Raw genomic sequence first — 20,817 nt, forward strand, 5'->3', positions numbered from 1 at the left:
CCTTATGTTCTGCATATTGTTAAGCGTGCTGGGTTCCCACTTGCTCTCGGGCAGCCGTGTAACGGTTCACTGGAATTTGCACACCGAGATTGCCGCGCAATGTATCATGCTCGTATTCGGTGCGATAGATGCCGCGCTCCTGCAGAATCGGGACAACCAACTCCACAAAATCGGACAATCCACTTGGCAGTTCGGAAGCAATAATGAAGCCATCCGCCGCTTCCGCCTCAAACCATTCCTGGATTTTGTCAGCCACCTGCTCTGGAGTGCCCAGGAACTTGCTGCGCGGTGTTGCTGCCCGAAGGGCCACTTCACGCAACGTTAACCCCTGTTCTTTGGCGTCCCGTTTGATTTTGTCCGTACCACTGCGGAAACTGTTGCTGCCGATGCCATTCAACTCAGGGAACGGTTCATCCAGCGGATATTGGGAGAAGTCATGATGCTCGAAGAAACGTCCCAGATAATCCAGCGCTTTATCGATGGTGACCAGACTCGCAATCTCCTGATATTTCTGTTCTGCTTCCTCTTCTGTCCGTCCAATGATCGGATTGATTCCTGGCAGAATGACGATATCCTGTGAAGAACGTCCATAGGAAGCCGCCCGTGTTTTGACATCCTTGTAAAAGGCCTGTGCATCCTCAATCGTATCGTGCCCGGTGAAAACCGCGTCCGCTTCCTTGGCAGCAAGGGTCTTGCCATCCTCCGAAGAACCGGCCTGGAAAATGACCGGCTGCCCCTGTCGCGAACGTGCAATGTTAAGCGGACCCTGTACGGAGAAAAACTCTCCTTCATGATTGAGTGTATGCAATTTCGATGGATCGAAGAAAACGCCGCTCTCTTTGTCTCTTACAAATGCATCATCTTCCCATGAATCCCACAGACCCTTGGTCACCTGCAAATATTCCGTTGCAATCCGGTATCGTTCCGGATGGGTTGGGTGGTTGCTTTTACTGTAGTTTTTCGCTGAACCTTCAAGCGGGGAAGTTACAACGTTCCAGCCGGCACGCCCGTCACTGATCAGATCGAGGGAGCCGAACTGTCTGGCAACGGTGAATGGATCACTGTAGGACGTGGAGAGGGTTCCAACCAGACCGATCCGCGATGTAATGGCGGCCAGGGCGGACAACAAGCTGATGGGCTCAAATCGATTCAAGAAGTGAGGTATGGATTTCTCGGTAATATAAAGACCGTCAGCGATAAAAACGAGATCGAATTTGCCTTCTTCCGCCTTCAACGTCTGGCGTTTGTAAAATTCAAAATTCACACTGGCATCCGATTGAATCTCCGGGTGTCTCCAAGTCGTCATGCTGCCTCCGACACCGTGGACAATCGCTCCAAATTTCAAACTGCGCTGAGCCGTCATAACCATTCCGCCTTCCTTTGGATTAGAATATTTCAAGACATTTCTTAAGTCCGATCTGTTAGGGATTACGAATGAAGAAATTCAAATGTTAACTATTCCTATGAGTTTGGTCAGTTTTAATTCCACAAATCTTATCACTGCCCCGCACATCGGTCAACAGCGTTACTTATAGAACTTTTCTATATAAGGATTGGATATCTGAATAGGAGGAGAAACGATGTCTTAAAGTTACTTTAAAAGTCCCGACTGCTGCAAACTGAAAATGACAGCCTGTCGCAGTCGGAAACTGCTTTATCAAGAGATGCACCACGTCCGGTCAGACTGCTGCTTCATCGGGCTGGGCGAGAAGTTCCGCCAGTTTCTCCAAATCAGGCTCAAGCAATGCTTCATACTTGCCGTCTCCACCCACCTCAATAACAGGTACATGTCGAATGCCATATTTGGCTTCAAGCACATCCCTCAGCACATCATTGCCTTGCACTTCGATGTTCTCAAAAGGCTGGTTACGGGCCGTAAGAAATGCCTTGACCTCCCCGCAAAAATGACAGCCTGTTTTGCTCCAGAGCACTACTTTTTTCGATGTAGAAGACATTGGCATACCTCCTGATTGATTTTATTGGGAGATCAGGATGGCTCACCACCCAGACCATTCATTCCTATCTGTTAAATAAGAATTATGGCTATAAATGTACTCCTCGTCACTTCAAGCGTCAATGGATCTGCCAATAGAATAAACCTATAAGAGGATAGAAAAATTAAATTTAAAATTGGAGAAAAACTCTGCAAGAGCACTTTTAATCCCTGGACGCATCCCTGACCATGTTAAATACCTGTTTGGCAGAATTGCGAAAATTGAATTGGTCATAGTGTAAAAGTAAATCGCTAATCTTTCAATCATTACATTTCATGATTCGTGATATATGTAAAGCTCGGATGCGGAAAGATGTATAGCGTTACGATACACTGTACATCACAATCCGCATCATGCTGTCGAGCCGATATACAAGGCAGCCGAACCCCGTCATTACAAATCTTCGTTCAAAAGCTGCGGGGGAGCGATGATGGGCCAGCCTTCTTCCATCGAATGCAATTGGTTGGCAGATACATGAACAACATGCCCGGATTGCACTCCCCACCGTTCCGCAGCATAGGGGGTTACAAACCTCCTGCGTTTACCGTCACTAATCTGGTACCATACATCCCGCTCATTCGTCGTAGCTACAATCATGCCTTCTTCCAACGCCTCGCGGTTGCTCTGAACCGGTTGAGCATGAACATGATTTCTTTCCAATGGCCAGCCCTGTACCTCACCCGCAGATATCAGTGGCTCACCTGCGGGTACACCGAGCAGATCCGGTTTGGCAACCAGAACGGGAGATATGCCTCGCGGAACGGGGATGTTCAGCTTACGTCGCTGTCCACGAATCAGTCGGTAGACATCCCCCTTGATGTCCGAGATGAAACAGGACTCCGGGTAAAAATCCGTGCTGCGTCTCAGCTTAAGCGTTATATCACTGCTGCCCTTGGTGGACATGCGCTGTCGCAGGTCAGGCGAGTCCCTCTTGTCAAGGGACGGCGTGTTCTCGTGCTGACTGGACGACACTTTGGCATGCAGCGAGAGCCGGGAAGTTTCCGTAACCAGCGCATGGGGATCTCCCCATTTTCGGGTATAAAACTGTTCATTATCTTCGTTCACAACAACAAAATCCTGTTCTCCCAGTGCCTTCATACTGACACTTCCATAGTGATGAATGAAGGCATCCCCGGCTACCGCCAGCCTGTATCCCGCCAGCTTCGCCCGGATGATCCAGTCGTCATCTTCAAAGTTGCCCACCGCGTAACCCTCATCAAGGTAACCTACCCGCTCCAGCAATTCCCGGGAGAACAGCCAGCAAAATCCGACCAGTCTTTCAGTCTGCCGATGTTTTGTGGCATCCGGCCGATTATGTCGGGCAGCAAAAGACCACATGTCCTCCACTTCCCTGTACGGGACTTCAATCTGCTGATCTCCGCCAATGTAATTCGTTACCGGGCCCACGACTCCGATCTCGGGATGGCTGTCAAGACAGGTCATCATGTTTTCCAGCCAACCCGGGGTGACCAGTGTATCGTTGTTCAGTACGACAATGTGTCGACCTCTCGCCATCATCAGCCCGTGATTGACACCGCCGGCAAAACCACGATTTTTATCCAGCGCAGCGACCCTTACCATGCCGCCTTTGCGAAGCATGGCTTCCGCCGTGCCATCCTTGGACGCGTTATCCACAACGATAATTTCAAACGGAGCAGGCGTATGTTTTTCGATACTGGATACACATTGCAGGACATACTCGCGCTGGTTGTATGTCGGGATAATAATGCTTACCCCTTCGAATACCAGCCCGAAAGAGCTCTGTCCCTGCCGCACGCCCTCATCATACCCTCGGTGGTAGCCCTGCTTATACTGTTTTTCCTCTTTGGCCGCCCGCGCTCCTGTGCCTTTGCGCCTAAATTTCCGTACAGTTCGACTTCGAGCTGAATGCAGAATAACGGTATCCGTCCGTGACTCTTTCCGCTGTCTTGAACGTCTGCCTGATGTGCTCATGTTGCTTCCCCCATTTCCCCTTGTCTGATGCATACGGAATAGTAACCCCCGCACCCGACCGTCCATTAGAGTTGAAGCTCTCCTGTAACCAATTTGTCAGCCAAATGTCCAAAATCGATGGCAACCCGACCCAGCTCGCCAGCAATTCGGCGGCACAGAATGACGGCAGGAATTCCTGCTGCTACAAGAGCGATATCGAATGAATGCTCCGCAGTTTGCTGCATTACTCTCGGGATGTCCGCTACCCCCTCCACTGCGCCTATGATGCCTGTCACATGAATGCCGCGGCTGTGCAACAATGCTCCGAGCTCCGCAGCTCGGCTCCCAATCAGCAGCACCCGGCGTCCATGTATCACGGGCAGCAACAGACCTGACTGGTGCAGACTGTAGTTAATCGTGGAACTGGTCAAATTCAGACGGGACCAGTCAATGCCGAAATGGCGTAATACTGGAAATAACAGCCCCTGAAAGGTGGGGGCACGCGAGGTGGGGACGCCTACCCAATCTGCGCCGTGAATCGCATCCGCGAGCGTAGCGCGGATGTCCGGGGTAGAGCGTGGCACCCCTGCATAGGGCAGAAACGGTGCCAGCTCCTGCACTTGTTCGCCGGGCAGCACGGTGTCGGCGGCGAGGGTCAGCAGTTCGCCATCTCCGAGGCGAACGACGGACAGGGGGCGCTGCGCATCCAGCGCCCCCTGGATGTGGCCAGCCATCTCATGAGGGCTGGCCAGCCGGGTGAGGCTGGGCGCGTATTGGCGGAATCCCGCCTCAATCAATTCTGCCGCCGCGGCTGGCAGAATATGATCGGGCGGGATGTACTGTGCGACCAGCCCCTCCCCGCCCGCGAACACGCCGTCGCGGAAGCCCTCGGCGTAGCCGCTCCCGGGCACTGCAGCCGGCTGCGCAGGCGCAAGTGCCCTTGCGCTGCCCGCATTCGCGGCAGCGCTCTTCCGCCCCGCCGGAGCGACACCACCGTGACGGTGTGTCGCTTGCCGCGGGGCGGAGCCAGCACCGCTGGCAGGCATCGCCTGTGGCGTGCTGGCTTGCGGTGCTGGCCCAAGCGCACGCTGCGCAGCCGTGCGCTGTTTGCTGCGGGCGCCTGCGGCCCGCCCGCCGCGCGGCGCAGGATGCCTGCGGCTGGCAGCTGCGCGCTTGCCCGTTTTGGCTCGCGCCCCTTTGCCGCCACGGCTTACGCTTGCTTTCGCTCGCGCGCCTGCGCCTCGCCCTTCACCTGTTCTTGCTCCCGGTTTGGCTCGTACGCCTGCATTTCCGCCATGTTTTGCCCGGGTACGTCCGATGGCTTTAGCTTTCTGCTCTGCATGCTGCTTGCCTTCTGTTCCAGCGTGTTCCACACTTCTCAGCCTCGTACTTTCGTTTCCCAACTCACGTTCTGAACTCGCTTGGGGCTGCACTCCCACAGATACGTGCCAGATGCCGGCATGACTGCCCCGTGTCTTCTTTTTGACCACATCGCTGCGTTTTGCTACTCTCACGGCATTCCCTCCCTTGGCATGCACGAGGAGTGCCGCCGCTGCACAAAGCGCCGGAGCATTCTTCCGGCTCCGGCGCAGGTTAATCTGATCGTTAATCTGATCTCACGGGATACTTTACAGCGGCAGCATCAGGCGCATATATTTTAGGGCAGTTGTCCCTTCATGTGGATGGCTGCTTCCTGAAGCGATTGGAATGTTCCTGCATCACTCCAATATTTTTGCAAAATATCGTATTCCAATCCTCCAGCAGCTGCATAGTGATTGTTTACATCCGTAATTTCAAGCTCGCCACGTGCAGAAGGTGCAATGTTTTGAATGAGATCAAATACATGGTCATCATACATATATATGCCAGTAACACAATAAGAGGTCTTGGGGTCACTCGGTTTTTCCTCAATGTATGAGATTCGTTCCGGATGCTGCGGATCAAACACCGGTACCCCATACCGCCGTGCATCATCCACTTCTTTGAGCAATACACGAGCCGTACCCGTTGGTTGCTGCACATATCGATCCACATAAGGCTTCAAATCGTCACTAAACAAATTGTCTCCCAGCAGTACAACGAACTTCTCTCCCGGAAGGATAAAAGACATCGCCAGATCCAATGCTTCAGCAATCCCGCCTGCCTTTTCCTGAATCCGATACGTAAGTTTGACACCATGATCTGCTCCACTACCCAAATACTCCGTATATAACCCAGCGGAATGTTTGTTGATGACAATTAATATTTCTTCAATACCTGCCTGGCGGAGTCTGTCGATGCCATACATAATCATCGGATGCTTGCCGACTGGAATCAGATGCTTGTTAATCAGCCGGGTCAGAGGATACAGCCGTGTTCCTGTTCCGCCTGCAAGAATTACACCTTTCATTCCACTATCCCTCCTTCTTAAGATGTCTCAATATAATTAAGGGGATCGACATGCCATTTGTTGATAAAAATGGATCGATTGCGCTCAAGCAACTGTTTCCACGCCACAGGATCGGTCTTCTGAAAACTTGCACTGCCGCGATGATGTACCAGAACATCCCCGCATACCAGCAACCGATATCCCTGCAAGCAGGCCCTGTAGCAATAATCGTCATCTTCATAGTGTCCTGGCGAATATACTTCGTCAAGCACACCAATATCCTCCATCACACTTCTCCGCATCAGCATGCATAAACCGACAATCCGTCTGACTTCCTTCCATCTGGACGAATCGGCTATATTGTTGGCAGCAGCCAGCTCCTGAAAATGTGCCATATCCCGAAAGTCCAGCTCCACTTGCTGGATACCGCTGGCATAGTTGGTCACCGGACCTGTAATTCCGATGCTTCCATGACTGTAGAGGGCTGCCCGCAAATTTTCCAGCCATCGGGATGTGACCGTAACATCATTATTCAGCAGCAGGAGCTCATCACCACATGCTGCACGGAGTCCGGCGTTGCATGCTGCCGGGAACCCCCGATTTTCCGGTAACCGGACAAAGCGGATTCGTTCACGGGCACAGTACGCCGCGGTTCCATCAACCGAACCATTATCCACAACGATAATTTCATATGGAGTATGGATATCGGTATACGTTCGAATGGCATCGATACATGGCTTCAGCAGGTCCAACCCGTTGTACGTCGGAATAATAATACTCGTCAGTGTCATCTGGCGTTCCTCCTATAGGCCACTTCGACACGGGAAAGCAAGCGGGCTTGCGAATGATTTCCGCCCATTTCCAGCCAGGTTGCCAGCGCCTCCAGGTGGTCCCCGATGATCAATCTGGCGACTTCGTTGCCGCTGCCCATATTGGTGGAACGCAGACGATTGGAACGAATGACATCCACTTGACTTGGTGCAGTTACTTTTAATCCATGCTGGATGGCAAGGCTTTGCGCCTTGGGGGGCACGGCCAGCGCCTCCGGTTTTACAATCTGGATCATGTTACGCGAGAGGGCATGAGGTACAGCCGTCAGCGAGTTGGAACCCAGATCCGATCGGTTCAATACTCGGTTAAGATAAGCTTTGATCCGGCTCACTTCATCCTGGCGGGCAAAGGGAGGCAAAAGGGAGGATAGGTTGTTCAGTGCCACATCATCTCCCCGGTCGACCGCATACAAGAATGGAGCAAGTTGCTCCGCCGGGACGACCATATCCCCATCCACAAAGAGAAGGATGTCCGCCTCCGTCATTTTGGCCCCCAGTGCTCGGCCCACATCATGTCCAGCCCGATCTGGTTCATACACCAGTGTAACGCCAGGCTGTTCCAAAACCTGGGTTAGACTATTGTCGGTTGTTCCGTTTAATACCACAATGATATCCTTCAAGGGTAAACGTTTCAGTTGTGCTAACACTTGCCCCAGCGTAAGTTCCTCATTACAGGCACAGATTACCGCAGCAGCGGATTTATGAAGGGCAAGGGGAACGATATTCAATGAACGCCCTGAAGCATGAGCATAGCCCTGCATAAAGGTTTTCCCCGCCTGCATGGCTGCGCTATAGCTTCTTAGCTCCGCCGAGATCTTAGCTTCATGCTCCTGCCAAGCCCAACGCGCATGTTGTTCAATGGATTCATTATTTTCCAGTGTCTTGTGTCCTGCTGTTAGACCCGCTTTCCATATTTCATGCAGTATGAAGCTTCTCGCTGCGGGCTTGCTCGTTGCTGCACTCTTTATCGGGGATTTGGTCAGAACCCTCCTGCCCATGGTTCTGTTCCGGGTTGTTCGTCTGTTTACTGTCCGTTGACGACGGACACCTCCTGAACGCCCCTTCATTTCCTCACCTCCAGCATTCTGCATCTTTTGACGTGTCGCTTTCTGGATTTATGCAAAATACTCATGTGCATGCTCACCTTATCAAGCTGCGAACACGCTGCAGATCGGAATGTCCTCCGCGTGGGCCAAGCTTATCGGTAATCCACCTGATTGCGGTCAGATGATCATTCCATACCACTTGACTGAGCAGATCAGGCCCGCCGCCTCTCTTGACTCGCACCGGATTCATTTTGCCTACAGGCACATGATGAACGGCACGTACCTTCAACCCGCCAGTCACTGCCATTGCATGGGCCAGCGGTGGAGTCTCCAGTGTATCCGCACCGATTACCTCAAGTGCCCTGCGACTTAATGCATGCGGAATGGCGGTCATAGAAGCCCCTTTCAGATCGGGTCTCGCAAGCATGCTATTCAGGGCATGTTTAGCCTCGACCACAGGGTGAACAGGAATACGCGTAACCGGACCGTCATAATCATTAAGCGCGACATCCGTCCCATCCAGAATTGCCCTTACATAAGGCGCCAGATGTTCTGCCGGAATGGGTATGTCTGCATCCGTAAACAACAGCACCCTGCCCCGAGCTGCCGCTGCACCGACCCGTCGTCCTCCATCATGTCCCAGTGCTTCTGTATAACGAAGCACCTGTGCCCCCGCCCTTCTTGCAACTGCTGCTGTCCCGTCCGTTGAACCGTTCACAACAACAAGCACTTCAGAATCACGGCATATACGCAGCGCCTGACGAACGACCGCACCAATGGTCCGTTCTTCATTCATGGCAGGTATAACAACCGAAAGCATGGGCTGATGCGAGTTTGCCGATCCCTGCACGAGTGTATCTCTCATGGCATGTTCCGCTCCGAGCTCTGGCCAATCTGCAAGTTCCACGGGTGGAATCACGTACTTATAGGCCTTTGTACCCTTTTTGTATGCAGATTTCAAACGACGTTTCTTTACTTGTGCCTTTCTTTGTACCCGTTTCGATTTGGATGCATAAAAAGCAGTATTACGGCGTTTTTGCAACACAGTCACCTCCCGGGTATACATCATCGGCATGCAAAGGGAGTACACGTTATTCTATGTATTCATGGAGCAGTGGAAACGGCGTATGTCCTTGAACCGAGCAGGTTCTGTCTGCCACAAGGTCAAGTCAATCCATTTATTTAGACAGCATCCGTCAAAATATGCAAAAACCGCTAAAGCTCCCCTACTTCAGACACAATTTTAAAAAAAATTTAAAATTTCATCTTTTCCAAACTTTTACATTGTGATAATATACGTTGCAAGCAGTTATTGACAAAAAAATCCTAACGAAGAACATGTGTTCCTTTCAGGTTTTTTTGTTCTCATTAATTGACCTTAGGTTAAATCAGGATGCAGGAATACACGGGCTGTAAACAGGTTTCTGACCTGCAACTTGAAAGGAGTGATGCCGCACAAAACGTAATTCAGGTATGTGAGTCCGGAACAACTACTTGGCTCCGTAGAACATCTTCTGCTTCGCAAGTGAACAAGACCCCTGGCTTCTGAAAGAGGAACCACAATGAACGACTAAGCCTCCCGGCTGGAACTGAGTAAATGGTATTCCTTTTACGGTCCAACCCATGGACATAGGCAGGCTCTACCGGCTTTGTTCCATATCGTTTCTTGTCATATTCCACGCTTCAGATTCAGCCCCACGCTCCGCGCTGCCCAAGTTGCAGACGGAACTCCAACCGAGATTGGCATAATTCCGTGTTTCCACCAAAAATTTTATTGAGAATGGGAGAGTTTACTATGAAATTTGCTAAAGTTATGCCAACAATTCTTGGAGGAGCTCTTTTGCTCGCTTCCGTATCTTCTGCTGCAGCAGCTCCATTGTCTGATCAATCCATTCCATTGCAGGCCCCTTTTGCCTCGGAGGAGGATATCCAGTTGACCAGCGGATCAGATGAAACCATCTTCAATTTCCTCGGACAACAGGAACAGTTCCTGAATTCTGATGTGACATCCCAGCTCAAAATTATTAAAAGAACTACGGACACTTCTGGTGTACGACACTTCCGCCTGAAGCAGTATATTAAGGGGATTCCGGTCTATGGTGCTGAACAAACCATTCATTTGGACAAAACAGGTCAGGTTTCATCCGCGCTTGGTGATCTTCCACCAGTTGAAGAACAGTCCATCCCCAATGACGGCGTAGCTGAAATTAGTGCAGAAGATGCGATCCAGATTGCATCGGAAGAAGCCTCTTCCCGTATTGGAGAGCTTGGGGAGCCCCAGAAAACAGCTGATGCTGAGTTGAACATTTACTACAATGAAGAAGATGGCCAAACTTACCTCGTGTACATTACGGAAGTCAACGTACTTGAACCTGCCCCATTGCGTACCAAATATTTCGTGAATGCCGTTGACGGAAGCATCGTATCCCAGTATGATCTCATCAACTTCGCAACAGGAACGGGTACCGGTGTAACTGGTGATACCAAAACCCTTACCACAACTCAATCCGGCAATACCTTCCAACTGAAAGATACCACTCGCGGCAATGGAATTCAGACCTTCACCGCAAACAATGGCTCCTCCATTCCAGGCACGCTCCTGACCGATTCCGATAACGTATGGACGGATCGTGCAGGCGTAGATGCTCACGCCCATGCTGCTGCCACGTATGATTTCTACAAAAGCAAATTCAACCGCAATGGTCTGGACGGCAACGGCTTGCTAATCAAATCCACTGTACATTACGGCTCCAACTATAATAATGCCTTCTGGAACGGAGTACAGATTGTCTTTGGTGACGGTGATGGTACGACTTTCCGCTCCCTGTCTGGTGATCTGGATGTGGTGGGCCACGAATTGACTCATGGTGTCATTGAGTACACAGCCAATCTGGAGTATCGCAATGAACCGGGTGCATTGAATGAGGCCTTCGCGGATATCTTCGGCAACACTATCCAAAGCAAAAACTGGTTGCTTGGTGACGATATTTACACACCTAACATTCCAGGCGATGCCTTGCGTTCCCTGTCCAACCCAACATTGTATGGACAACCTGATAAATACAGTGATCGCTATACCGGAACATCCGACAACGGCGGTGTTCATACGAACAGCGGTATTATCAACAAGGCATACTATCTTGCAGCACAAGGCGGCACACATAATGGTGTGACTGTAACGGGAATCGGGCGCGATAAAGCCATTAAAATTTTCTACAGCACGCTGGTGAACTATCTGACACCAACATCCAAATTTGCTGCGGCAAAAACAGCGACCATCCAAGCAGCTAAAGATCTGTATGGTGCAAATTCCGCTGAAGTTACTGCAATCACCAAAGCTTATCAAGCTGTAGGACTGTAAAAATAATCATTACATGTTTTTGCACTCATATTAAACCGTTCAGGCACCCCCTCGCCGTCCGAACGGATCAAGCTTATTCATGAATAAAAGCGGTGTCCCGGACATATCCGGGAACCGCTTTTAACATTTTCATCATTCGATTTTATATGAATTATATGGAAGGCCCGGCGGCAATCCATGACAATAATCCGTACGTGTGTGTGCATCCTGTCGCGCGAGACACTTCCAGTACCGCTTCGTCTTCACTCTGGGAGAGAAGCGACACCTGATATCCCCGATCATTACACATGGCGACAATCACATAATGCTCCGAACTAAATGACTCCTCAAAGGCTACTGTCACTTCCACGCATGCTTCATCCTCTGGCAGTATAAATGCCTCCATGCCGAATTGCTGTACAACAGGCTGACGACTCACACTGCGCACAGGCTGGAATGCCAGATGTTTGGGCTGAACTGACCCGGATTGCAGTTGACTGCTGCCCACTGCATCATCACACAGATGTTCCTGTGTAATCGATTGTTCACTCAACAAAAATTCCGTAGTTCCAACGTTATCCTGTACCATTTCAAACTGTGGTTGCTGAGCCTGAACTGTCTCCTCTGTCGTGAATGAAGCAGCTGCCAATGATTCTCCAAGCTGGTCCGTCTGGGATGCCTGCTCTTGTTGTTCCCCCAGCTCCTGATTCGATGTCTGGTGAAGTTGTGTTTCCTCCAGACCGACACCCGGCAGTGGCTCGATTATTGCCTGCTGTGATGGCTGTACTGCCTCACTGGCCTGAAGCAATGTCTCCTGTCTTTTGATCGCTGCCAGCTGTTCCAGCGTTTCTCCACTGAACTGACGAATCGCATTCCATATCTCTTCGCTTAAATGCGCCGGACCTACAATTCCCGCATTCAAGTGATTGGATGTAATGCTTTGTTCACTCAGTTTGCTGCCATTAACACTGCCGTCTGCCAATTTAGCACTCGTGACTGCCCCATTTTGGAGATGGACCCCGCTTACTGCTTCTTCTTCCAGATGGGTTGTGCGGATACTGCGTTCTTGAATATGATCCGCAAGGATCGTTCCATCCTGAATATGCCGAGATTGCACACTTTTGTCTGCCATGTGGACAGCCGTTACCGCTCCTTCAAGCAACTTGCTGCTATTTACACTGCCGTCGGCCAGTTTGGCACTTGTTATGGAACCATTGTGCAGGTGAATCGCACTTACCGATTCCGCTTTGAGGTGGGAGATCCCAATGCTTCGCTCTTGAATATGGTCGGCATGAATCGCTCTCTCCTGGATATGACGGGATTGCACACTTCCATTTGCAATATGGACATCCATCACCGCATCTTCAAGCAGTTTGCTGCTGCTCACACTGCCATCGGCCAGTTTGGCAGTCGTTATAGACCCATTTTGCAGATGAACCGCATTTACGGCTTCCTCTTCCAGGTGGGACGTGCCAATGCTGTGCTCCTGAATATGGTCAGCAAGGATCGCTCCCTCCTGAATATGACGGGACTGCACACTTTCCGATGCGATATGAATCCCCGATACCGCATCTTCGAGCAATTTGCTGCCGTTTATGCTGCCGTCGGCCAGTTTGCCACTCGTTACGGACCCATTTTGCAGATGAACCGCACTTACGGCTTCCTCTTCCAGCTGGGCTGTGCCTATGCTGCGCTCCTGAATATGCCCCGCATGAATGGCACCTGCCTGAATATGCACGGATTGCACACTTTCGGGTGCGATATGAATTCCCGATACCGTACCTTCTAGTAACTTGCTGCCGTTTATACTGCCGTCCGCCAGTTTGGCACTCGTAACCGATCCATTTTGCAGATGGATTGCACTTACTGACTCCTCTTCCAAATGAACGGTGCCAATGCTTCGCTCTTGAATATGCTCAGCAAAGATTGCCCCCTCCTGAATATGACGAGATTGCACACTTTCGTCTGCAATGTGAATATCCGATACCGCTCCTTCAAGCAACTTGCTGCCATTTACACTGCCGTCAGCCAACTTGGCACTTGTTACAGATCCATTTTGCAGATGAATCGCACTTACGGCTTCCTCTTCCAGGTGAGATGTGCCAATGCTTCGCTCCTGAATATGGTCAGCAAAGACCGCTCCTTCCTGGATATGGCGGGACTGTACACTTTCCGATGCGATATGAACCCCCGATACCGCATCTTCAAGCAATTTGCTGCCGTTTATGCTACCGTCGGCCAGTTTGGCACTCGTTACAGACCCATTCTGCAGATGAACGGCACTTACGGCTTCCTCTTCCAAATGGAATGTGCCAATGCTTCGCTCCTGAATATGGTCAGCATGGATGGACCCTTCCTGAATATGACCGGATTGCACGCTTTCGGATGCGATATGGATCCCTGATACCGAGCCTTCGAGCAGTTTGCTGCCGTTTATACTGCCTTCCGCAAGTTTGTCACTCGTTACAGATCCATTTTGCAAATGAACCGTACTTACTGACTCCTCATCCAGATGAATTGAGCCAATGCTGCACTCTTGAATATGATCAGAAAGGATTGCTCCTTCTTGGATATGGCGGGTTTGCACACTTTCGTCTGCAATGTGGGCAGACGATACTGTCCCTGCGGCTAATTTGCTGCCATCCACACTACCACTCGCAAGTTTGGAGCGTGTTACAGATTCATCCTGTAATATAATCGTACTTACCGCTTCTTCTTCCAGATGAGACGTTCCGATACTGCGTTCATGGATATGATGAGGAAGAATCTCACCATCTTGAATATGACGGGAATGTACAGCTCCTTGCTGCAGGTGAACCGCACTTGTCGACTCTGCCTGGAGATGCAAACCACTGATTAAACCCGGCTGAAGATGAGCCGCTGTAATGGATAAAGGTGCCAGATGGTCTGTTTCGACAGATCCAGGTGCCAAGTGATGGGATGTAACCACCTGTTCAGCAATATGCTCCTCATGAATGATGGCTGCCCTTAGATGCTGTGAGTTGACTACATGAGCTCCCAAATGGTCAGACTTCACGCTTCCTTCAGCCAGATGGGCAGATTGTACAACGGATGGCTTCAAGTGCTCGCTACTTACAGCCTCCTGTTGTAATTCTGTCCCGGATACCGAGTCTGCTGTCAAATGGTCCGCAGTTACGGAACCACGCCGCAGTTTGTTGCCCGTAATACTCCCATCAGCGAATAATTCCGGTGAACGTACTTCCTCCGACAAATGTTCCAGTGAAACGGCATGCTGCTTCAGGTGATACCCGCGAATGGTTCCTGCTGGAATATGTTTGGCGTTAATGCTTTCTGCCATAATCTTGGAAGAAGTCACGCTGCCGTCTGCCAGTTTGGCTGACGTAACAGCAAAATCGGCCAGTTTATCCGTGGCAACACTCTCTGGTGAGAGCTTAGGGGAGGTAATCGCATGATCTGTCAGATGAGGCGGAAAAATGGACCCGCCAGCCATCTGGACTGAAGTTACACTACCAGGAGCCAATTTGTCTGTTGTGACCGCCGCCCGTGCAATAGCATCTGTTTCAACACTGCCCGGCTGAAGATGAGGTACACCTACGGCATGTTCTGTCAGGTGCTCCGATTTCACTGCATAAGGTCTTAGGGCCTCGGAACCCACGCTGCCTGGAGCCAGATGTGTACCTGTAACTCCACCGCTCGCAAGATGCGAGGATACGACACTTCCCGGGGCAATCGCTCTGCTGCTAACCGAAGCCGTTCCAAGTTTTTCTGTTGTCACACTTCCATCCGCTAGCTTGGCGTCTGTAACTGCAGCATCCTGCAATTCATACGTACCTACAGCTGACTCTGCCAGATGCTGCTCAGATACCACGCCATCTGCGATAGCATCTCCGGACACACTTCCGGTAGACAGATGAGTTGCCTCGATGCTTCCACTTGCAATGTGAATGGAATGAATTGCGGAATTGTCCACATGTACCGGTGTGATTCCCCGATTCGCTATGTGTTCCCCACGAATGGACCCTTTCGCAAGATGTTTGCCCTGTACAGCTTCATCCGCAATTTTGGAAGAAATGACGCTCTGATCCGAAATTTTGGAGGCCGTAATCGACTGTTCCAGCAATTTTGCTGTTCCAACCGACTGATCTGCCAGTTTGCTGCTGGTTACAGCACCGTCCGTCAAATGTTCAGTACCCACTTCTCCATTGCCAATCTGCTCCTTGCCAACTGCATAAGCGCGAATCTGGCTTGAACCGATCGAACCGTCCAGCAGATGTCTTCCGCTCAGCGAACCCTCAGCTAAATGTCTTGTTTGTATGGATCCATCCTCGATCTGGTCACTTCCAATACTACCAATAGATAGTTGTGAACGACCGACAGCCCCGTCTGCCAGATGTGTCTGTTTAACAGCACCTGCCTGAATATGGTGAGACTCGATGGATTGTTCTTCGATTTTGCTGCCTGTGACAGCACCTTCACGAATTTTGGATGTAGTCACCGCATCGTCAGCCAGCTTGGAGGTATGCACAGCTCCTCCGGTGAGATGCCTTGTATCCACGGCGCTAATCGCGATCTTGTCTCCGGTTACGGCATGATTCTTGATTAATTCTTCCGTAACCAGCATGCGGCTGAGATGTCTTGTGCTGATGGAACCGTCGGCAATTTTGGCTGAATCGATGACCTGGTTGCCAAGCTTCTGGGAAGTAATGCTGCCATCTCTGATTTTTTCACCGGCAATCGAAGCATTTCGTATTTTGTGACCGGACACGGAACCGTCAATCAGGTGCTCCTCGGATACAGAAGCTTCCGCAAGTTTCGCGGAAACAATGGCACCGTCTGCAATGTGAATGCTGGTCACCGCATAATCCTGCAATGCTTCACTGCCGACCGCATCCGGTTTCAGCTTGGAGGCATCCACAGAGAAAGGGGCCAGTTTGCTCTCCGTAACAGCAAATTCACTTAAGTCATCTGTGTAGATAAAGTGCCCGGTGTGACCCGGCATCTGATTTTGATTCAGGATCTTCAACCGATCCTGGGTTGCTGTTTCCTGCTTGTTAATGTCCTGCTCTTCTTCCAGAACTAGCGGAGCCACGCTGCTGACCTGAATCTGCCTTTCCGGGCTGCCTGGCGTCTCAACGACTTCCTCGCTATCAGACTCTACGGGTTCCGGCTTGATGATTTTGGATACGATATCCAGGTCTTCCAGTTCGTTCGTTGAAGCCGGCAGCTCTGTTGATTCGAATAGGAATTCTTCTGATTCCTGAATGGCCCGCGAATCCCGTTTATTTGCATTCAAGCGTTCTTCCCTATTCGAAGTGAAACCTGAGTTCATTGTGTCTGACCGTCGACTATTCAGATCAAGTTCCTTAAATTTGGGACTCACATGCCGCAGTTTCGGCGTAGGAACCTTCTTATTGCCTTTTTTACTCATGCAACTAGCTCCTTCCTCTGACGTTCGTCTCCGGCATCATATGCTCCAGTCTGGGCATCTGCCACTGCATTTCCTGACTTTTGCCGAACTACAGCCCTTGAATGTACAAGGTTCAACATGTGTATTGACGAACCGTAGAGGTGAAATAGGCTGTACACGTACGCAGATGTAAGGCGGCTGTCCACGCCTCCGTCCCGGAAATGTCATACGATATGATATAAGCATTTTGCATAGATCCATAGGATGCAAAAGGGCTGGGTACGAGAACATGTCGGTGCATTTCAATGCATCATGATTCCGGTCTGCGTTATCGTGATGTCCAATCATGCGGTGACAGACCGGCATTCCATGAATGGACGATCCATGGTCGCGATAACATTGAAGGAGGAACGGTCATGCTACAAGAAACGATCGGCATTATGTTCGATTCACGCATGTACCGGGGGATACCGGCCGGAAGGACCGGTCAGGAATCACTCGCGAATTACGAACGGGCCGCAGCCTGTTATGGATTAACCCCTTGTTTTTTGCGACTGGAAGATATAGATTCGGACATAAAAACCTGTATTGCTTATGTGAAAAAAGAGGGCGTATACGTTCGGCAAAAGATGCCTCTGCCTTCCGTCATTCATAACCGGGCTCTCCAGCTGCGCCGGGCGGAGCAACACAAGGTGACCCAACTTCTCTTGCAGGGCATTCAGGTATACAATGTACGCAATCGATACCGTAAGGACCATATTCACGAGATGCTTCATCAGGATTTCAGTTTGAGGCAGTATCTCCCCCATGCAGTCAGAGCTACTCCAGAAGATTTGGTATACATGATGGAACATTATGATGACTTGATTATTAAACCGTGCAGCGGAAGTATCGGACATGGTATTATGCGGATATTTAAGAAAGACGGTCAATGGAAGCTGACCTGTGAGACGAAAGCTTCCCGCAGAGGATGGGCTACTTTTCGACTCAGCAAAGGACAACTGCCTTCCGCCACCCTGCGACGTATTTTCCGGCATGCCTATCTCATTGAAGAACGCATTCCACTGGTACGTTACGAGGGAAGACCGGTCGATCTGCGGGTGTCGGTGCAACGTGGAAGGGATGGTTTGTGGGGAATCACGGGTATGTTCGCCAAGGCTGCGCCCGCTCATACCTTTGTCACCAATATCGCCCAGGGCGGTAAAGTCATGACGCTGGCTGAAGCACTTGGTACGGTGGAATCCGACATTCATTTACTTGAACTGGCTACCAGGATCAGGTCTGTCGCGCTACGGATCGCACAAACGCTGGCTTCAAGCCTGCCACATCTTGCGGACCTTGGTCTTGATCTGGGGATAACCGGGAACGGGGAGATTTATTTTATCGAATGCAACGGGAGGGATCAGCGCTACGGATTCCGCAAGGCTGGAATGAACGAACATTGGAAAGTCAGCTACCAGCGACCTATGGCTTACGGACGTCTGCTGCTGGAGCAGAATTCGCTCATACCACGACAACCGCAGACTTACCATAGGGGCCCGTATTGATTTCGTAGGCATTCTGTGTCAATATTATGCAGAACGGCCGGTCCTGCCGGCCTTGAAGTTCGCACTAACCCTAAGGGGGATATTCATGGCAAAAACGCTGTTGCGGTTAATGACCGAGCTTTCTTCTCGCAAATGGATCTCCCGGACCGTGGGAGCCTTCTCCAAGAGCCGGGGAAGCAAGGCATTTATCCCTTATTTTGTCCGGACCTACAACATCCCTGTTCAGGAAGCTGAGAAAGACTGGAAGGAATATCGTTCATTGAATGATTTCTTTACCCGTAAATTAAAACCGGGCATGCGCCCGCTTGAACTTTCAGAACATGCACTGATCAGTCCGGTAGACGCCAAAATCACGGCAGCCGGTCCGGTATCTGCTGGAACGCTCCTGAATGTTAAGGGACAAAACTATACACTTGCTGAATTGTTAAACCACTCACCACATTTGGAGAAGTACAAGCACGGCTACGCCTTCGTTCTGTATCTTAGCCCTCGCGACTATCACCGTATTCATGCGCCTGTCAGCGGTCGTAGAATTGAGAGTGAGCATATCAAGGGCAAGGTATATCCCGTAAATGATTTTGGTCTGACTCATATGAAATCGGTACTGAGTCGAAACGAACGGCTCATTACGTATATTGGTCATGATTTTGGAGAAGTTGCTGTCGTAAAAGTAGGCGCAATGAACGTGAGCAGTATACAGTACGCCAATACTGACGTAAGTTCCTGGGCACAGGGCGATGATCTGGCCTATTTTGAATTCGGTTCTACCGTCGTACTGTTAACACAAAGCGGCACATTTGAACCGAACCCGGGCTTGCAGCCAGGGGACTCCGTCAAAATGGGCCAATTGCTCGGAAGGTTGAAACCGATAAACTGAACCGAGTGAAGGTCTGGAAAAATAACAAGAAAAGAAATACGTCAACGGTGCAGATGATTCCAATAATTGGAGTCATCTTTTTTAATTTCTGAATATAAGGAAAACATTATTGGAGGACTTCTGTCCATGTAAAAAGGTACTCTCAGCCTGAACACCTTCCTTGTGAAAAGTGTTCAGGCTATGAGTACCTTTGCCAAGCAGAGCATCCGATGATGCACTTTATACTATACAAGCCAAGATAGTTCCATTTTACAGTCCATGTATACATGCAATACGGAGCCAAGCTCCGTCATATTGGTTGTATGACCATTCCTCAAAACCACACGTCCTGCTGCAACTCCTCCGCTGGTTTGAAGCGACGGAGGCGGTTCCGGAAAAGATTAAAACCCTTTGTAGAGCACCCCCGGTTGCGGACCCGACGTTTCCCGTTCATCACAAGTTCCCCCTTTCGACCATCTGGAATGCTACATACTTACCCCTGCTTCCCAGAATTGAAACGTTGCCATATTTACCCGGTAGCAGAGGTCCTATCGAATTTCGGACGGACTTTTGCCGGTGTACTGCTTGAACTGACGACTGAAGAAAAAGATATCCCGATACCCGAGGGCATCTGCCACCTCGGTTACGTTCATGCCAGTGTGCACCAGCAGATGTTCGGCACGCTCGATACGCATGCGGATAATATAGGATTGCACGGATGAACCTATCAATTCCTTGAACTTGATTGAGAAGTATCGAGGCGATAGTCCAGCCCTTGCAGCGAGGTCTTCCACCCGATGTGTTATCCCTGGATGCTGGCGTACATAGTTCGCTACCTCCTGGATGACATCGGACAACTGGTTGCTCACCTTTTTCTCCACAGGTGCTTCTGTATCTGCACGCAGCAAATGAATCATCAACTGCTTCAGAATCAGCCGACTTTCCTCGCTCCTTCCATATACATCAGATAGGAACAATCTTACATACCGCGCCAGCAAATGTTCAAATTCTACCGTTTCCTGTACCTCACGATATGACTGAGGCACATCGATAACAGGCACATCTACATCAAAATGAATATATGTCAGTACCAGCGGCTTCTGCCTGTTATGTGTTGCACTTGTATGGTCTCCTGGCCGGAACAGGAAACAGCTGCCTTTGCCGACTTCATACGGCTGGTCGTTCAGCACAACGGTACCTTCACCGCTCCATACATAAAATAGGTCATAGTTTTGCATCGGTTTTTCCCGCTTCTGCCACTTCCATCCCGGTTCGCAGACAATTTTGGCGACAGCGGGCAAAATAACAAAAGATGACGGCGATGCCTGCAGCATGTCGCCACTCCCCCTTGAAAGTTAATCTATCCGTATATTGCATCATTCAATTCAGGCCTCTCCCGGGTATACAATATGGACAGGAGGAAGCATTCTGATCCATACTTTTGCTGATTGAAAGACGCCCTTTGGATAAATGCAAAATACTCACTTTATATGATTTCTACTCCTGGCGAAGCGA

General features: G+C 50.3%; 14 protein-coding genes. 3 read left to right on the forward strand and 11 right to left on the reverse strand.

Features of this window, described 5'->3' with window-relative positions; translation table 11 throughout:
* Nucleotides 1-19 precede the first annotated feature (19 nt).
* From ACFTRD_RS27270 to ACFTRD_RS27310, 9 genes are all read right to left on the reverse strand, one after another.
* Nucleotides 20-1,363 carry an LLM class flavin-dependent oxidoreductase gene (locus tag ACFTRD_RS27270; protein WP_379385729.1) on the reverse strand — a complete coding sequence of 448 codons (1,344 nt, stop codon included), beginning with the start codon at nt 1,361-1,363 and terminating at the stop codon, nt 20-22.
* Nucleotides 1,364-1,679: 316 nt separating this feature from the next.
* Nucleotides 1,680-1,955 (reverse strand): glutaredoxin family protein, encoded by a 276-nt coding sequence (locus ACFTRD_RS27275; RefSeq protein ID WP_063566643.1) that lies wholly within the window; start codon nt 1,953-1,955, stop codon nt 1,680-1,682.
* Between the two features lie 432 nt (nt 1,956-2,387).
* Nucleotides 2,388-3,947 (reverse strand): glycosyltransferase family 2 protein, encoded by a 1,560-nt coding sequence (locus tag ACFTRD_RS27280; RefSeq protein WP_379385535.1) that lies wholly within the window; start codon nt 3,945-3,947, stop codon nt 2,388-2,390.
* A gap of 65 nt (nt 3,948-4,012) precedes the next feature.
* A complete protein-coding gene (locus ACFTRD_RS27285) occupies nt 4,013-4,660 on the reverse strand; it encodes a GT-D fold domain-containing protein (protein ID WP_228469585.1) in 648 nt (215 codons plus the stop codon).
* A gap of 476 nt (nt 4,661-5,136) precedes the next feature.
* Nucleotides 5,137-5,301: a hypothetical protein gene (locus tag ACFTRD_RS27290; protein WP_379385538.1), complete on the reverse strand. Its 165-nt coding sequence runs from the start codon at nt 5,299-5,301 to the stop codon at nt 5,137-5,139.
* Between the two features lie 282 nt (nt 5,302-5,583).
* Entirely contained in the window at nt 5,584-6,315 is a 732-nt protein-coding gene (locus ACFTRD_RS27295; RefSeq protein WP_379385540.1) for a sugar phosphate nucleotidyltransferase, read from the reverse strand.
* A gap of 17 nt (nt 6,316-6,332) precedes the next feature.
* A complete protein-coding gene (locus ACFTRD_RS27300; RefSeq protein ID WP_379385542.1) occupies nt 6,333-7,085 on the reverse strand; it encodes a glycosyltransferase family 2 protein in 753 nt (250 codons plus the stop codon).
* Nucleotides 7,082-8,191: a glycosyltransferase family A protein gene (locus tag ACFTRD_RS27305; protein ID WP_379385544.1), complete on the reverse strand. Its 1,110-nt coding sequence runs from the start codon at nt 8,189-8,191 to the stop codon at nt 7,082-7,084. Before ACFTRD_RS27305 ends, ACFTRD_RS27300 begins: the two co-directional genes overlap by 4 nt.
* Nucleotides 8,192-8,264: 73 nt before the next feature.
* Complete coding sequence (locus tag ACFTRD_RS27310; protein WP_379385546.1) at nt 8,265-9,212, reverse strand: glycosyltransferase family 2 protein; 948 nt, start codon at nt 9,210-9,212, stop codon at nt 8,265-8,267.
* Nucleotides 9,213-9,965: 753 nt separating this feature from the next.
* Here ACFTRD_RS27310 and ACFTRD_RS27315 point away from each other — a divergent pair.
* Nucleotides 9,966-11,531 (forward strand): M4 family metallopeptidase, encoded by a 1,566-nt coding sequence (locus tag ACFTRD_RS27315; RefSeq protein ID WP_379385548.1) that lies wholly within the window; start codon nt 9,966-9,968, stop codon nt 11,529-11,531.
* A 151-nt stretch (nt 11,532-11,682) separates the two neighbouring features.
* On the opposite strand, the gene ACFTRD_RS27320 is transcribed toward ACFTRD_RS27315, so the two are convergent.
* Nucleotides 11,683-16,920, reverse strand: a complete 5,238-nt coding sequence (locus tag ACFTRD_RS27320; RefSeq protein ID WP_379385550.1) for a WIAG-tail domain — start codon at nt 16,918-16,920, stop codon at nt 11,683-11,685.
* 395 nt (nt 16,921-17,315) lie between these two features.
* Here ACFTRD_RS27320 and ACFTRD_RS27325 point away from each other — a divergent pair, with 395 nt between their 5' ends.
* The gene (locus tag ACFTRD_RS27325; protein WP_379385552.1) at nt 17,316-18,446 is read left to right on the forward strand and encodes a YheC/YheD family endospore coat-associated protein; all 1,131 of its coding nucleotides are present in this window, start codon (nt 17,316-17,318) and stop codon (nt 18,444-18,446) included.
* 85 nt (nt 18,447-18,531) lie between these two features.
* Nucleotides 18,532-19,323, forward strand: a complete 792-nt coding sequence (gene asd / locus ACFTRD_RS27330) for an archaetidylserine decarboxylase (protein ID WP_192270513.1) — start codon at nt 18,532-18,534, stop codon at nt 19,321-19,323.
* Between the two features lie 527 nt (nt 19,324-19,850).
* On the opposite strand, the gene ACFTRD_RS27335 is transcribed toward asd, so the two are convergent.
* Nucleotides 19,851-20,636: an AraC family transcriptional regulator gene (locus ACFTRD_RS27335; protein WP_192270514.1), complete on the reverse strand. Its 786-nt coding sequence runs from the start codon at nt 20,634-20,636 to the stop codon at nt 19,851-19,853.
* Between the last annotated feature and the right edge of the window lie 181 nt (nt 20,637-20,817).

Origin of the sequence: Paenibacillus sp. NPDC056933, assembly GCF_042674385.1 — a bacterium.
Lineage (GTDB): Bacteria > Bacillota > Bacilli > Paenibacillales > Paenibacillaceae > Paenibacillus.

Bases quoted from the DNA above. Each gene is read 5' to 3' on its own strand.
- ACFTRD_RS27285 (WP_228469585.1), bottom strand. From the start codon at position 4,660: ATGGCTGGCCACATCCAGGGGGCGCTGGATGCGCAGCGCCCCCTGTCC.
- asd (WP_192270513.1), top strand. From the start codon at position 18,532: ATGGCAAAAACGCTGTTGCGGTTAATGACCGAGCTTTCTTCTCGCAAA.
- ACFTRD_RS27270 (WP_379385729.1), bottom strand. From the start codon at position 1,363: ATGACGGCTCAGCGCAGTTTGAAATTTGGAGCGATTGTCCACGGTGTC.
- ACFTRD_RS27275 (WP_063566643.1), bottom strand. From the start codon at position 1,955: ATGTCTTCTACATCGAAAAAAGTAGTGCTCTGGAGCAAAACAGGCTGT.
- ACFTRD_RS27335 (WP_192270514.1), bottom strand. From the start codon at position 20,636: ATGCTGCAGGCATCGCCGTCATCTTTTGTTATTTTGCCCGCTGTCGCC.
- ACFTRD_RS27295 (WP_379385540.1), bottom strand. From the start codon at position 6,315: ATGAAAGGTGTAATTCTTGCAGGCGGAACAGGAACACGGCTGTATCCT.
- ACFTRD_RS27320 (WP_379385550.1), bottom strand. From the start codon at position 16,920: ATGAGTAAAAAAGGCAATAAGAAGGTTCCTACGCCGAAACTGCGGCAT.
- ACFTRD_RS27300 (WP_379385542.1), bottom strand. From the start codon at position 7,085: ATGACACTGACGAGTATTATTATTCCGACGTACAACGGGTTGGACCTG.
- ACFTRD_RS27280 (WP_379385535.1), bottom strand. From the start codon at position 3,947: ATGAGCACATCAGGCAGACGTTCAAGACAGCGGAAAGAGTCACGGACG.
- ACFTRD_RS27315 (WP_379385548.1), top strand. From the start codon at position 9,966: ATGAAATTTGCTAAAGTTATGCCAACAATTCTTGGAGGAGCTCTTTTG.
- ACFTRD_RS27305 (WP_379385544.1), bottom strand. From the start codon at position 8,191: ATGAAGGGGCGTTCAGGAGGTGTCCGTCGTCAACGGACAGTAAACAGA.
- ACFTRD_RS27325 (WP_379385552.1), top strand. From the start codon at position 17,316: ATGCTACAAGAAACGATCGGCATTATGTTCGATTCACGCATGTACCGG.